Annotated in this window: 9 protein-coding genes; 1 reads left to right on the top strand and 8 read right to left on the bottom strand. The window is 58.4% G+C overall.

The window, feature by feature from the left end:
• Positions 1-591 precede the first annotated feature (591 nt).
• Entirely contained in the window at positions 592-2,562 is a 1,971-nt protein-coding gene (locus ATC00_RS15670; RefSeq protein ID WP_064253499.1) for a flavin-containing monooxygenase, read from the top strand.
• Between the two features lie 246 nt (positions 2,563-2,808).
• Here the strand turns inward: ATC00_RS15670 and ATC00_RS15675 are convergent, their stop codons facing one another.
• The 8 genes from ATC00_RS15675 to ATC00_RS15715 form a co-directional block, all read right to left on the bottom strand.
• Positions 2,809-5,946, bottom strand: a complete 3,138-nt coding sequence (locus ATC00_RS15675) for an efflux RND transporter permease subunit (protein ID WP_064253500.1) — start codon at positions 5,944-5,946, stop codon at positions 2,809-2,811.
• Positions 5,947-5,950: 4 nt separating this feature from the next.
• Positions 5,951-7,009 (bottom strand): efflux RND transporter periplasmic adaptor subunit, encoded by a 1,059-nt coding sequence (locus ATC00_RS15680; RefSeq protein WP_064253501.1) that lies wholly within the window; start codon positions 7,007-7,009, stop codon positions 5,951-5,953.
• A gap of 899 nt (positions 7,010-7,908) precedes the next feature.
• Positions 7,909-8,907, bottom strand: a complete 999-nt coding sequence (locus tag ATC00_RS15690; RefSeq protein WP_064253557.1) for a helix-turn-helix transcriptional regulator — start codon at positions 8,905-8,907, stop codon at positions 7,909-7,911.
• 320 nt (positions 8,908-9,227) lie between these two features.
• Positions 9,228-10,640: a glycosyltransferase gene (locus ATC00_RS15695; protein ID WP_064253503.1), complete on the bottom strand. Its 1,413-nt coding sequence runs from the start codon at positions 10,638-10,640 to the stop codon at positions 9,228-9,230.
• Between the two features lie 33 nt (positions 10,641-10,673).
• Positions 10,674-11,363, bottom strand: a complete 690-nt coding sequence (locus ATC00_RS15700) for an HAD-IA family hydrolase (RefSeq protein WP_234782319.1) — start codon at positions 11,361-11,363, stop codon at positions 10,674-10,676.
• Between the two features lie 16 nt (positions 11,364-11,379).
• Positions 11,380-12,627, bottom strand: a complete 1,248-nt coding sequence (locus ATC00_RS15705) for an aminotransferase class III-fold pyridoxal phosphate-dependent enzyme (protein WP_064253504.1) — start codon at positions 12,625-12,627, stop codon at positions 11,380-11,382.
• Between the two features lie 13 nt (positions 12,628-12,640).
• Positions 12,641-14,125: a GMC oxidoreductase gene (locus tag ATC00_RS15710; protein ID WP_064253505.1), complete on the bottom strand. Its 1,485-nt coding sequence runs from the start codon at positions 14,123-14,125 to the stop codon at positions 12,641-12,643.
• Positions 14,122-15,564: a condensation domain-containing protein gene (locus tag ATC00_RS15715; RefSeq protein ID WP_199275546.1), complete on the bottom strand. Its 1,443-nt coding sequence runs from the start codon at positions 15,562-15,564 to the stop codon at positions 14,122-14,124. The genes ATC00_RS15710 and ATC00_RS15715 overlap by 4 nt, the downstream gene beginning before the upstream one ends.
• Positions 15,565-15,715: the final 151 nt, after the last annotated feature.

Genomic DNA, 15,715 nt, shown 5'->3' on the forward strand with positions numbered 1-15,715 from the left:
GCACTATAGGGCATGTCAGAGGTCTAGCTGACTGACCTTGCCAGTCGTTATGTTCCAGCAGACAAATTCCTGCCCGGCAAGACCGGATTTCGCCGAAAGCGCCGATGTTCCCTTGTCGAAGGAAGATGGGCCGTTCCTCCGACAGCGAACCATGGCGGCGACAATAGCGAAGTGACAAACCGCCTTGAAGATGGCGCGCTTGCAGGTTCTGGCTTTTTCATTTTTGGCGTGTGGAGACTTAATTTTCCCCGCTGACGATGGCTGCGGGTCGGCTGGCTAGCTTGCCAGGGGGCGCCGATATCGGGACGCTTTTGAGGATACGGGAGCACTGCGGGCTCGGCCGCAGATGCGGTAGTCCGATATGCGACAATCTTGAACATTTTGATTAGCCGGTTCGGTCGATCGTGTTGCATCCGAAGGAATTTTTCCTTTGGCATGCATATTGCTCTCAGGCATTTGCACAAGTCACGGACCAACGATGATTGGGCGGAGATGTCGAATGCCAGCACAATGCTTTCCGCCGGGGCTAGGTCGATCGTCCTGGGCGCATGTGCCCGCGCCGTCGGCAGAGCTATCGTAGGAGCCTGAATCATGGCGGACTCTAGGGACCTTGAACTGTTCCGCCAACGCATCGCCGAGGCACTCCCTTCGGCCAACATTCCCACCCTGCTGCTCCTTCTGTACCAGTTCACAGGGCAAGAGCGTTGGCTGAGCCCTCCGTTTATTCCCGTGAAGAGTCGGTGGGATGAGAACGATTCCGGCGGCCTGGCAGTCGAATTGCAGATGGAGATTCGCGATGCAGCACTGCCCGCCATCATGGCTTGGCGCCACGGCGCACACATCGCCAAGCCGGAGCTGTCGGCAAATGAGTTGACACGCATGCTCTCTATTTCAGAGGCCGAGCCTATTCCACCGGAATACGCTGACATGATGATCCACAAGCTGCGGAGGTATTCAGGCGCGGTTCCCGATCCAGTGTGCTTGCCGGATGGCTTTCGCGTGCTCATCATCGGGGCTGGCATGTCCGGTCTAGCGGCAGCAATTCGGCTGCGACAACTCGGCATTTCCTATATCCAGATCGAAAAGCAGGATCACACCGGCGGCGTATGGCACTCACATCACTACCCTGGCTGCGGGGTGGACACGCCCGGACATCTCTACGCCTACACTTTTGCCGGTGGCAACTGGAGCAAGTTCTTCCCGTTGCAGCGGGAAATTGACGACTATTTCAACCGCGTTGCTCGTGAATTCGGCATCGAGAGCTCTATCCGCTACTGCACCGAGTGTATTGTCTCTCGCTATGACGAAGAGAGCCGGTCCTGGCATTCCCGTTTACGCCTGCCCGACGGTACGCAAGAAACCCTCGTAACCAATGTGGTCATTTCCGCCGTGGGAGGCTTCACCACGCCGAAATGGCCGAACATCCCGGGCCTACGCGACTTCGAAGGTCCGGTGGTACACACCTCCGAATGGGACCCCGAGGTTGCCCTCGACGGCAAACGGGTGGCAGTGATTGGCAATGGGGCCTCGGCAATCCAGGTTGTTCCCGCCATTGCCGATCGGGTGGGCGCCCTGGCAATCTTCCAGCGTTCACGCCAATGGGCGGCGCCCTTCGCGAAATTTCGGATGCCGGTTCCGGAGCCGGTGCAGTTCTTGCTTCGCGAGGTGCCACACTATGAATGGCTGTACAGGCTGCGGTTGAGTTGGATTTTCGACAGTCAAGTGCATGAGGCCTTGCAGAAGGATCCGGCCTGGCCGCATCCAGACCGGTCTGTGAATGCGGTGAACGACGGCCAGCGCGAGACCTATACCCGGTATATCGAAGAACAGCTGGCCGGGCGCCCGGACCTTTTAGCAAAGGTCATCCCGCCCTACCCGCCATTTGGCAAGCGGATGCTCCTAGACAACGGCTGGTACAAGACCCTTCTCAAGCCGCATGTGACGCTCATAGACGCCGCCGCTGAGCGTGTGGAGGGCAGTTCAATCCATGGGATCAATGGTGAAAAGCACGAGGCAGACGTTCTCATCGTCGCTTCGGGCTACGATACCACACGCTTCTTACTTCCGGTTCAAGTGGTCGGACGCAAAGGCCTGACAGTACGTGAGGTCTGGAACGACGACGACTGCCAAGCTTATCTTGGCACCGTCGTGGCGGGCTTCCCGAACTTTTTCATGCTGTATGGCCCCAATACGGCGCTCGGTCATCGCGGCAACTTCATGTTCACGATCGAAAGTCAGATAGATTACGTGCTGAGTGTTCTGCGCCAGATGGGCGAGGAGAAGCTCGATGAAGTCGAGTGCCGTCACGAAGTGTATCAACGCTACAACGAGACGATTCAAGAGATGCACCAGCGGATGATCTGGAGCCATCCCGGGATGTCCACATATTTTCGCAATGACAGAGGGCGAATTGTAACGAACAGCCCGTGGCGCCTGATCGATTATTGGAACCTGACGAAGGAAGCGAATCTCGCCGACTACCATACGGTGCGCCACCTCGGCTCCCAACCAGATGTCCCGGCTGAGCCGGTTCGAGAGGGCGGTCAGCCGGCTCATCAGTAATACAATGTAACTCCTTGCCTAACAAAGGCCGTGTTGACGACGAGCGCTGGCTCTCTTTGCGACCAGGTTGAATTCGCGACTTGCGGCAGTCCACGAACTTCCCCGAGATCTGGCGCGTTCGTCTCCATGTTCAGGCACGCTGATGCGTCATCAAGAAACTGCCCCGCACAATCGCGCGTTCGGAAAATGGATTGGGCAACGTGCGCGCGGCTCGTTGATCTCCCAGGTTGTTATGCCCAAGCAACGTCATCTTTGGCCATGTCCCCGAGTGACAGGGCTACGGTTAAACGCGATGGGCTCGCAATTGGGCGCATCCGCTTCCTGCTCAGATGTTTCGTGGCATAGCCCGGTACGGCATGCGAGCCGCGTCAGTGCCTCACGCAGGTCATCGAAGTACGTGAATATGACCGGAATAACAATAAGGCAAAGTAGCGTTGACGTGATCACACCGCCTATCACCACAATGGCCATAGGCTGTCGGAAACTTGAATCGCCTCCCGTCAGGCTAAGAGCAACCGGGAGCATGCCCGACGCCATGGCGATGGTCGTCATCACAATGGGACGCCCGCGCTTATGGCAGGCATCCGCGAGAGCATCGAACCGCTCCATTCCCTGGCGGCGCGACACGATCGCGTATTCGACGAGGAGAATCGAGTTCTTCGTCACGACGCCCATGAGCATCAGCAGACCGATGACGACTGGCGCGGAGAAGCTGGTCCCGGTTGCCACCAGCGGCAGCAGAGCCCCTCCGAGCGATAGGGGCAAGGCCATCAGGATAGTGAACGGTTGCAGGAAATCGTGAAATAGCAGAACGAGCACGGCATATATGCAAATTACACCGATTGCCATCGCGAAAGCGAAGCTTTGGAACAGTTCCGAGCTGCGCTGAAGTTCGCCTTGCTTCACGATCGTGACGCCCGGCGGCAGGTGCTCAAGAGCTGGCAGCGCCATTGCCTCGCGATAAACGTCGCCCAGAATGCGGCCGTTGAGCTCGACGGAAACAGTCGTATTGCGCATCCGATCGATCCGCTTGATCTCGGACGGACTTCCGCCAATACGGATGTCGGCGATTGATCCGAGATCGACACTGCCATGGGCTCCTGCCACCCTTATGTTCCGGATGTCGTCGAGGTTTGTGCGCGCCTCTGGCTTGAACCGGACGACGATGGGGATTTGCCGCTGAGGCAGATCGAGCTTTGGCAGGGCGGAAGTGTAATCGCCGTGTGTGGCAACCCGCACCGCTTCTGCGATGGCGCTTGAGGTTACTCCCAGTGCGGCTGCGCGTGAAAAGTCCGGCGTGATCTGAACCTCGGGCGCCTGCCTCGAGGCGGTCGAAGTCACCGCTCCAATACCGTTCAGCGTACGGAGTTGCTCCTCAAGCGCCTCGCTCGCCTGTTCAAGAACATCGGAATCATCGCTGGCAAGGCTGAGGACGAGCTGCGTACCGTTGCCGCCGCTACCGACCGCAACCCGCACTCCGGGGAGCATGGAGAGGGCCGAGCGGATATCGTTTTCGATCTCTGACTGCCTACGGTCGCGCTCGTTCAGCGGCGTCAGCATGACGTCAAGCGTAGCCGTCTCGATGCTGGCTCCGGGGCTATCACCCGACGATGCCGAGCCGACGGATGAGAAGACGTGTGTCACATCGCGAAGCTTGCTCACGATGTCTGCCGCCTTCTTGGTTGTCCTGTCCATTTGGTCGATGGTCGCGCCGGGCTGCTGGACCAGCGTCACCTGGGTCCGCGCATCGTCGGCAGCAGGCAGAAAGCCTGATTTCAGGAAGGGGATGGTGGAAAGCGAGAGCGCTACAAAGATCGCGGTCACGAAAAGCGTATTGTTTCTGTGGTACAAGGACGCCTTCACAACCGCCAAGTAGGCTCCCATGATTCGTCCATCCTTTACCTCGGTGGAATGCGGCTTCATGAAATAGGCAGCCATCATGGGTGTCAGCAGGCGCGCAACGACGAGAGAGGCGAGTACGGCGACTGCGGCGGTGATGCCGAACTGGCGGAAGAGCAGCCCTGGTATGCCGCCCATGAATGCCGTCGGAAGAAACACCGCCACGAGCGCGAGCGTAGTCGCAATAACGGCTAACCAGATCTCATTGGCGGCTTCGAGGGCGGCATCAATCGGCCGTTTGCCCATCTGGAGATGGCGAGCGATGTTCTCGATCTCCACGATGGCATCGTCGACAAGTATGCCGACCACCAGCGACAGTGCAAGCAAGGTAATGATATTAAGACTGAAGTTGGCGAAGTACATGGCGAGGAAGGTTGGTATGACGGACAACGGCAGTGCGACGGCCGATACGAGCGTCGCGCGCCAGTCCCGTAGGAAGAACCACACGACCACGACGGCCAAGATCCCCCCCTCAAACAACATGTGCATCGAACCTTGATAGCTATCGAGGATCGCTACGTCTCTACTGTAGATTTCATCGATCTGCACGCCGGGATGTTCGGCGGCGAACTGCTGCATCGCCTTCGCGACGTCGGCGGCAACGCCCGTGTCCGAAAACCCGTTTGAGCGCTTGACCGCGACAGCGATCACGGGCTGTCCGTCGAGATAGGCCAGCGAGGATCGGTCCGCGAAGCTGTCATTGACGGATGCGACATCGTCGAGACGGACCTGTTGTCCGTTGGCTAACGGAATTTGCAATCCCTTCAGATTTTCGACGGATGCAACGGCACCGAGCGTCCGCAACGTTTGGCGTGTGCCGCCAATTTCGCCAATTCCACCCGACGTATCTGCCTGGACCGATTTCAACTGTTCTGAAACGGCGGCTGCCGTGACCCCGAGGGAAGCCATGGTCCCTGGATCGAGGTCGACATGAACCTCGCGATCAATACCGCCGAACCGGCTCACCTGTCCCACCCCCGCTACCGACAGAAGTGCCTTCGTCATATTGTTGTCGACGAACCAGGAAAGCTCAGTTTCGTTGAGACTGGACGAACGGACCGCGTAGGTGACCAGCGGGGCGCTCTGCATGGAGATTTTGGTGACGCTCGGCGTCTGCATCTGCGCCGGCAGATCTGGCTTTACACTGTCAACGGCATTGCGGACTTCATTCAAAACCTCGTCACTGTTCCTTTCCAGTTCGAAAGTGACGTCGATCGATACCGTGCCATCTGCAATCGTCGTTGCGATGTGGTCGAGATTGCTCAGCGACGCGAGCCGGTCCTCAATAACGCGGGCCACCTCCGTCTCGAGCTGCGTCGGCGCCGTGCCCTCGAGTGTAGCGCTGATGCTGATCCTCGGAAGGTCCATATCGGGGAAGTATTGGACCGGCAACCGCTCGAAGGCCAAGAGCCCACCGAAGGTGAGCATTGCGAAGAGCAGTATCGCCGGTATGGGATTGAGAATCGACCAAGCAGAGAAATTCATCACCTTACTCAGCGATGTTCACGAGGTTGTTGTCCGACAGAAATGCACCGCCCGATGCCACGATCCTCGAGGACTGATCTATGCCGGAGACAATCTCGACCTGGCCATCCTTGCGTCGGCCAGTTTCCGCCCGGACCCGTTGCACCCGCCGGTCGGCGCCGACCGTAAAGACGTAGCTTATCCCGTCGCGGAACACGATCGCCGTCTCCGGAACGGTAAGGGCCGAAGTCGTCTTCAGCTCAATGCTGCCGGTGACATAAAGGCCGACACGCGGATGAACGTCGGCAGGAAGCGTGACATAAACCATCGCTCGGCCGGTTTCCGTGCTGACAGACGGTCCGACAAGCCTAACCTTGCCCTGGATGGGGCGCTCATCCGGGCCGTTGACCTCAACGCTCAGGCCCTCCGAAATGCGCGCTAGGTAGCGCGCCGAAACTTCAGCCTGCCACTCGACGCGCTGCTGACGGATCAGGCGGAATAGCTCGGTGCCAGTCGAAACGACTGCACCTAGATCGGCAGTGCGTGACGTTATCAGTCCGTCGTCAACGGCAGTGACGGTCGTCTGAGCGAGCTTGATCTTCTGGCTGTCGAGCGCGGCCTTTTGCGATTCAAGGCTTGCTACAGCCATCTGCTCGTCGGTTAATCGCTCGGCGATCTTCTCGTCTGAAATTGCTCCCGAGGGGCGAAGCTGCCGGGCTCGGTCCGCGTTCGCCTTCGCCTTTGCGAGATTTGCCTTTGCGGTCTCGACCGCCGCGGCTTGCTTTCGAAGGTCCGCCAGCACGCTGTCCTGGGAAAGCCGGACCAGTGTCTGCCCTTTGATCACAACCGATCCGACATCGACCAGAACGTCGGTTACGCGCAGGCCGCTCGTCTCGGAGGCGATAACAGCCTCCTGCCAAGGTTTGAGCCATCCGCTTGCAGGAACTGATTCCGGCCAGTCCCGTCGCGCCGGCGCGACCACTGAAACCGTGAGGGCGGGTGCTGCAGACTGATCCGCCATGGAACTCCCGAAGGGAAGCAGTGCCGAGCAAGCAATGGCGAGTGGTATAAACAGCCTTCTCAACTAAAATCCTCGTCCGTCACGGCAGCAGCACATTTCCAAGGTCCGCATCAGCGCCATGGAGTTGTTCTTTCGATTGCTCGCACTCACTTGGGGCCGCGCCTCCATGCGATGACCGCCCTGTTCGGTAACCGCCAAACCTATCAGAGCGTGGCAGGATGGTTGTCCCGGGCAGGCTGGTCCGCTGGATGGATCTGGCTTCCCAGGAAGAGAAGATTGGGCAGGTTGGACAGCCGGTTGGATCTGGCGTTGAGCGTCCGAAGCTCGACCGGGAGACCATCTGGCAGGATTGGTAACGAGTCGTTCGCAGCGTCGTGCCACGGAAGCTTGGCCGGGGCGGTCTCGGGCAGTTGCGTCGGTGGCTTCATCGCGGCATCGAGCCACCGAAGCGAAATATTACCTTCACCAGACCGGACCTGACCTGTATTCACCGTTGCCGTCTCTTCGGTAGCGTAATCAGGAGAGTGCATGCTAGTGCCCGTTGACCGCTCCTCTCATGCATGCTGCTCCGCCCTCAGATCACGTCTATCTTCATGCAACACGCCGCGGCATAATCACAATCGATTGTTTGGATGGAAGTCATCGATCTTATGGATACATCGTAGTGAGATGCCCGCCAGCCGCCAGGCGCCCGTGCAGCTACAAGGGCCGGGGCAGGGCAGATCCGATGTCGCAAATGACGAGGCCTGGGATCGAATGCATCTATCCGCTGTTCTCCACAGTGCATCCAAGGTTTTTTGGCGGACTGCGGCATGAAGGCCATTCCGGCCGAACTTTCCCGTTTCCGGCGGTTCACCTATAAAATACCCTGAGATGGCAACGCGCCCGCGCTGCGATCCATGCTGACTGCGCGTCTGGAGCTGCGCTAGACCAGGATGCGGCTCGACCCGCATCGCCTCGTCTTAAAATGGGGATCGGTTCACGCGCTTCCTAGTGTCAGATGGCTTTTCTCCGTAAGTTGCTTTGTACGCTATTGCAAACCTTCCAAAATGAGAGAAACCCCATTTCAGGCAAACTTTCCTCACAGATTGATTGCTGTCGGGATCGAGCAGGTCCTGCCGCGCCGCCCGCAAACGAAGCATCATTAGATAAGCAACAGGTGTTGTTTCCCTGAAAGCGCGGAAGCCCAGTTGTAACGCTCGACCGCTCACACCAGCCGCTTCTGCCACCATCGGCATCGTGATCGGCTGATCTATATTGGCCTGCATGTATTCGATCGCGCGACGGACATGCCGCGGGGCGATCGAGCAAGGAGTCTTGTCGAGCAAATGCGATAACCTGTGGGGAATTTGGCGCACCACCAGATCGGCCAGCGCCTGCGTCAGATATATCATTGCGATTGGAGAGCGCAGCAGCGCACCGTTGTCCCGCAGGCCGCTCATCATCGTTGAAACCAGATCGCCGATCATCTGACCAGTTGGTGTGGCCAGCTCCAACTCAGGCAATAGATCCAGAGAGCCGCTGAGCGGCACCTCAAATGTTTGGCTGACAGCTTGCAGGATAACGGACCAATTCAGCAACAACTCGTCTATTACATTTGATTGACCATGCATGATAACTCTGTCCGGCTCAAAATTATTGTAGAGGAGTAGCTTCCCACCTCCGGCCTCGGCCGTGCGGTCCCCATATGTCACCGCCATGCCGCCACTTCGAGGGATGACAATCGACAAATACTGGGCTGTTTCGGAAGTCGGCGCGATGCTGAACTGGAATTCGTTCTGGTGATAACCACTGATTAAAACTGCATTGTCGCACGCAGCAAGATCGATTTCCCAATCAAAATCGCCAATCCTCCCGATTGGCTCGGCACGAAATGTACCGAAAGCCCCGCCGAGAGCTTCAATCATGCCGTCGAAGGACGAACCGCGAAATGAAAACTGTGAAGGGCTATTTTCCGGCATCATCGATTCCATTGCTTTTTTGCTTCACGCCGGATCAGGAGGTTGCGATCGGCCAACGTCCGGCGTCATAAATCTAAGGCTGGCCCTGATGGCCAGGGCTTATCGCCTCCGCTCCGCCCCTAAGCCTGGCGCGCGCATATACCAGCATGCTGTCGCCGTCGACTGTGACGGCTGTCAGCGGTGTACCGATCCGTCGACGAGCAGCCGAGTGTCACCTCCGCCCGTTGTAAACGGCATGGTTTCGCGGGAATGGGAGCCGATACATCCTCTGCGGCCTGGCCGCCTGGCTCGGCTGACGTTTGACTTGAACGGTCCCGGTCTTAAGGCGGTGAGCTGGATAGAGCCGATCGAATCGAGTCATACCATTTTGGAATTTGCGAAATTTGCGTACTGGAGCGCAGGCAGTTTTCGCGTGCCGTTCTCGCCATCTCCTCGAAATCACTACGATCGGCGGCTACAAGGCGATGCATCACGTCTGCAGCTTTGACCTCGATGTCCGGCTCGTCGAGGACAACTCCATTCAGCCCATTTACAACCTGCCTCTTCAGACCAAAGGCGGAAGACACTACGACGGGTTTGCCACGGAAAAGAGCCTCAGTTACTGTCAGGCCGAAGCCCTCCTCGCGAGAGAGCTGAAATATCCCATGAGCGTTCTGTTGCAGCCGACCGACAATTTCGGCATTTGCGTTGCTGTCCTTCATCGAGATACAGGTGAGATATACGCGCCGCCGCACTTCCTCGGATAATTGAGAGCATAGTCCTACGCATTTCTCGAAATACTCGCGTCCTTCAGGATCGTCAGACACACCTGAAGGATCCGGTCCCGCAATCACCAGGCAGGTATTATCGGAGACCTCGGCGCGGGCCGTTCCAACAAAGCGATCGAACGCAGCGATGATGCGGTCGATGCCCTTCAGTCCATCCCACCTCGAGACGTGCAGGAAATACTGCGAGCCGAGAATGTCCTGAAGGGTCGCGTTTGGCTCGAATTCATGACCCTTGAACGATACCAAATTCTCCAGTGCCTGGCTCGGTGGCCCTTCATGGTTGCGGTTCTTGGTCGAGAAAGGGCTGATCGATGGCTGGATGAAATCGATGGGGCGACCGGCATCAAAGGCATATGCCTCGTCACTTAGAACAACGCGCTGGAAGGGACGAAGGTATTCCTTCAGGAGGTCCCATGTTTTCTCGACTGTCGGAGTGCGCTTCGGATAGCCGATGTGGCATCGCCAGATAGCCGGGTGTGGGTGAGAATCCAGGAACTGTGCGGCTGCACAAAGTGGCTGCGGATCATGAATGACAAGGAAGTCATCCGGTCCGATGATCCTTTCCAGCTCCGAGGCGCCTTGCTGCGACGTCTGAAGATAATGCGGCAGCAGCTCATCCATCCCTGCTGCGATAGTGTCGTGAAGAGAATTGTGGAGCCCTTTGGTGAACTCAAAGAAGTGTTCGTCCTTCGGCTTGAAGATAAGCCAGCGAACATCGAAACCAAGTTCCCGAAGGAGGCGTATGTGATGGGGAAGCATTTCAGCCACCCCACCGCCGAACGCGGTGGAATTGATATGCCAGATACAACGGGCGCCAATCTTGTCACGAGTTGCGTTGGACGAACGAAAGAGTTCATCGAGAAGTTCCCCGTAGTCCGCCCGTTCCTCGGCGTAGCGCTCAAGGACCGACCCTTCCACCAGCACCTCGTCAAATAGAGGTGTGCACTGTTTCGTTGTTACCTTCAAATTCTGGTCCTCCTTTTGGTCTGGGAAGCAGGTTCAGTCCGGCCGGTAAGCAAGGAGCTCGCGAAAACTCTCGATCCAGCCCTTGGTGTCAGCGTGACCTTTGGCACCAGGGCCGACACCCACGCAGTCGCAGCCTGCAGCGGTTGCCGCTTCAATTCCGGTTTGGGTATCTTCAAACACCAAGCATCTTTCCGGGGCCATGCGCAGCATCAGCAATAGTCTTTGATAGGGTTGCGGATGCGGTTTTCCGTGACTGACGTCCTCAGCTGCAATCATGATTCTCGGGTAGGAGATTCCGGCCGCCTCGAGTCTGGCGATGGCCGAAACCCTTGTCGAAGAGGTGACGATGGATCTCCGTTCGTCAGGGATCGAGCTATAGAACTCCGCGGCCCCCTGGATTGGCCGCAACAGGCTCATTGCTTGGATCTCGTAATCCGCAATGCGAGCTGCTTCGCGTTCCGGCGAGAGACCGGGCGCAATAGCCTTCACCAGCTCGATATCCCTGCGAGCGGCCGACATCCTCATTGCGTGATCTGGACAAATCCGTTCCTCCAGCGCCCACCGACGGAGTGCGCTTTCGACGACAGCCCGGGAATCTACAAGGGTTCCGTCCAGGTCGAAGGCCACGTGATCATAACCTTCAAGCTGAGTTTCGATCGTGACTCCGTCCAGAGGATTCGAGTCATTGTGCGAATGGATTGTAGCTCTCGTTTGATCGTTCACGGTTTGCCTCCGTGCATCAGGCCCAATGATGCCTATTGGAAAGACATGCCTTCTCGGTGGCGTGAAAGGCCTCGGCGCAGTAGTCGACCATCGATGCGTCGGTGACCTGAGCAGTCATGTCCTCGTCCTTGCGATAGTCTGCGAGTGCGAGCTCCAGTGCTGCGTGCAGAACTCTGAAAAATGCGGCATTCATGGAAGCATTGCTCATGTATGTTCCCGGGTAGCCGGTGTAGATACCGTGTTGCAGGCACCTGTGAGCGAAGGCCCTTCCATGCTTTTGCGAAGGCAGAAGGATATCGAACATGGTATCGCTTCCGAGAACGCGCGCAGGTATTCCGCTGCGCTCGAAGGAGGTTTGGAATTGCCTCTTGAGCGCTGAGCCCCTTTCGGCGAGGCGCTCGACAATTTTTGCTTCCTCAAATATCTCCTGTGTCAGGTTGCCGGCCACAAAGGCGCGGTTCTCGCGCAGATACGTGTTGCCGAGATAAGCCCTGTCTGCTCCCGCCATGGCATCCGCGGTGCCGGCGACCGCGGAAAGGCCGACGCCTTGTGCGACCCCCTTGGCCAATGTGATGATGTCAGGTTTCACACCATGTTTTCGGCAGTAGCCACCCTTGGCATAACGAAGTCCGCACAGGACCTCATCCACAACCAGTAGAACCCCATGCAGTCTTGCCAAGCTGGAGATTTCTTGGAGCAATTCGGGGGGAAAGACCGAGGGCTCGGGCGTGAAGAAAATGCCTGCGACTGTGCCCTGGTTCCTGGCCAGTTGCTGTTCCAGAATACCGAGATCGTATTGATAATCCTGGATGTGTTGATCCTTAGCCGGAGGATTGTCCGACCAGGGAGGCTGTTGAAAGATGTCGTGCCAGCCGTGGAAGCCAGCCGTCAGGATAACCGGCCGACCAGTTCGGTAGCGAGCGATCCGAACGGCCGCTTCCGTTGCACAAGATCCGGTTCTCAGAAAGAACACTCTAGGAGTATCTGGGAACATTTCCGACATTTTACCGGCAAGTAGCTGGCGTTGCTCGCTTACCGGCGATGGCAGAACGTCAGTTTCTTGCTCCATCGCCTGCGCAAGCCGGGTCGTGAATACCGTGTTATTGCTGCCCAACGGGGAAGCCCCGCTGCATGACGTCATATCCAGGTAGGTCTTGCCATGGATGTCCTCCGCTATTGCGCCATTTGCGGAGCGGAAGATGATGGAGGACGGAGTTTCACCCTCCCATTCAGCTAAATGTCCGGTGGCTCCAGGATTGAGCATCTAAATTACCCCTCTACTTCAGTGACAGAGCCATTCTCCTCGCGTTGGCCATGATTGTGTGTGTCGGATTGCTGTTCCCCGCGAAATTCATAACGGAGCCGTCCATGACATGGATGTTGGTGAACCCATGGACCTTGCCGCACCTGTCTACGACGGAGCTCCTGGGGTCACATCCGGCGCGCATGGTTCCGTGCAGGTGGGAACTGCCTCTTGCATGCGAGGAAGGTTCTCGTTCGATGCGGAATGCGCCTAGGTGGAGCAGAATGTCGTCTGCGCGGTCGGCGAGAAAGTCCATTCGGGCTCGGTCGTTTTCCGAGTTCCTGTATACGAAACGGATGTAGGGGATACCATGCCGGTCAGCGACGTCGTCAAGCACTAGGCGATTGTGCGACCATGGCTCCTCCCCGGCTATATAGTGCAGGCGCACCCGGCCGATGTTCTCCCTAGGCAAGAGGAAATTCGCTTCATAAATGAGGCCACCAAATCTGCACGGTACGTCATTATGTTCATAGAACTCGTCTGTATAAACGGTCGCATGCGGTCCCCAGTGCGAAGCCAATGCATCGGAGCCGCAATCAGCCGCATCCACGTAGCCGACGGAGTAGCCGCTGATCTTGAAGGAGAGGCCTCGCCCAACAAGGTCCGATTCGTTTCCTATTCCCTGCGGGGCATGCCCACTCTTCGACCGAAGCATCAATGCGGCCGACTGTATCGCGTTTGCGCACACGACGACCGTTCCAACCGGGATCCGGATCAGTTCCGATGAGAGCGGCACATAGCACTCCAGGGCTTCGGCCCGGCCGTCGCGGCCAATCTCGATCCGGTTGACGAAACAGCCGTAGAAAACCGAAATCGCTCCCGGCAGTCCGGAGTCATCCAAAATGTTCCTTGCAAGCACTGATGCCCTCGCATCCGTAGGGCATACCAGCTCATCGCAAGCTGAACACTTGATGCATCCACTGCTGTCGCCGGGCGCCCGGAGTGCCAGGGGGATCTTCTTTGGCCTTATGCCGAGTTCCTGCATCGCATCGGATAACATCACTCCACGGGGGCTGGCTGGGTACGATGCGTGCCCGTTTGTGGCACCGATCTCCAGCAGATGCTCGATCTCAGAATAGCAGGGTTCGAGATCCTGAAGGGTAATGGGCCAATCGATATCCATGTCGGTCGAAAGATATTGGGAAGCTGACAGATCCGATTGGCGATATCTGAACGTGATTGCATTGTAGAATTGCATTCCGCCGCCGACGCAACACGCTGTCCACGGGTTACCGTCGGCGGCGCCAGTGGACGTGAACGCCTTGCTGTATGCCGCTTGATGGGGCTCGTGCATGGCACCAGGAGAAACCATGCCTCCATATTCCAGGACGGCCACGCGGCAGCCTTTCTCCGCTAGAGTTCGCGCGACTATCGATCCAGACGGCCCGGAGCCAACGATAACCGCGTCGAAGGCTGTGTAATCACAAGAGGTCGCTGCAATGTGTCTGATGTCCGTCACTGGCAAGGGTCTCCTGCCCGATGTGAAGCGGCGGGCCAGCAAGCGGTGCTCGCGACGGAGGCCAGGATGTGCTTTGTGCGGGCCACATAGTCGGGGACCGCGATGCCTGCGGGGCCGGTGGCGGGGTGGCGGTAGTTGGCGACGAGGCCGTCGAAGGTCCGCACGAACCAGAGGCATACCTCGTCCGGATCCGTGCTGCGGCTACGCAGGGTGACAACGTGCCAACTGTTCCAGTCCCGGGCGCCGGGGGTACGGCGAAGGTCCATGTACGAGACCATGAAGGGATCGCGGAGGGGCTGCCCGAGGAGATCCGCCACTCGCGGAATAGGTATCCTGGCCAGGTTCTTCGACCATTCCAGGTTGGAGGCCGCCCGACGCACCGCTTCGCAAAAGGAGTCGGTTGCGTCGAGCGGGAAAGCAAGTGGGCCCATTCCTACGTACCAGCCAATGGAGGACCGGAAGGGAGCTGTCCGGGTATGAAAGGGGACCATGGTGCGAAATTCACCCGAACCGGTGATTTCATGGCCAACTTTGGCGAGGCAAGCGAGCAGGCCGGAGAATGAGTCTCCCCCGGCCTTGCGGCAGACGGTGTCGAAGACGCGCGCCGCGGATGCGTCGAGAAGCTCGGTGTATCCGCTAGGCTGGGCGGCCGAGCTGCTTCTCATGTCGCTAACTGATACAGGGAACTCCGGTAGGCGACCGCCCGCCTCGGCGAGGAACTGCCGCCAATGGGCGATGGATTCGTCTTCGGGGGTTAGCGTGTCGGCCGCGGTTCGTTCGGCCTCCGCGAAATCGAGATAGCTGGATGTGGGGGGAAGAGGAGCCGGGACGGTCTTGCCGTCGCGAACCCTAAGTGCTTCGACGTAAAGAGTGCGAATCTCATGCGCCGTTGCGAGAATGGAGAAACCGTCCATCAGGATGTGGTCGGCGGCAAGACAGACGGTCGTGGCTTCCGGGCGGCTGATGGTGGCACAGATATATGCGGGCCACTCGAGTGGGCCGACTTCGGCGTCGAAGAGTTCCTCCAGGTACCGCGCCAGCTGCTGCCCGTCGCTGAAGTCACCCGCCGCACTGTGGTGGATACTCACGGCTCCGGCCGGTAGGGTCCTGCGGCGGAGACGACTGCCTGGCGTGGAGCGAGGGGGGAGGCTGAGATGGCTTCGCAGGGTTTCGTGGCGGTCTGTCCACTCGCAAAGCGCCGTAGCAAAGACATTCGCATCGAGTTCGGCGGGCAGATTGAAGACAGAGCCCAGCCATGACGGTGGCTGGGAGGCCTCGTCGGCCGCCTCAAGTGCATATCCGATGTGTGCTTCCTGAACGTGAGACGCCCGCCGCTTATCTTCCGCCCAAATGGCCTCGGACATGCACGGTGCGCAAGCCCGCCAGACGGTGAGGCGGCCCGGAGAGAGACCGAGGGATGACATGTCAGTGAACTTCATGAAATGGCCGCCTGCCTGCGAGGAACGGAGATGGTGCTGAGGACGAGGGTCTGGGGCGTCGGTTGACCAAGCTCAACGCCCGCGCTGCCGTGCGCGAGAGGAACGCGCCGACGGCACATCTCATGAAAGCGCAGTCCCTAGCGGCGGCGGT

Source organism: Sinorhizobium americanum (genome assembly GCF_001651855.1).
Lineage (GTDB): Bacteria > Pseudomonadota > Alphaproteobacteria > Rhizobiales > Rhizobiaceae > Sinorhizobium > Sinorhizobium americanum.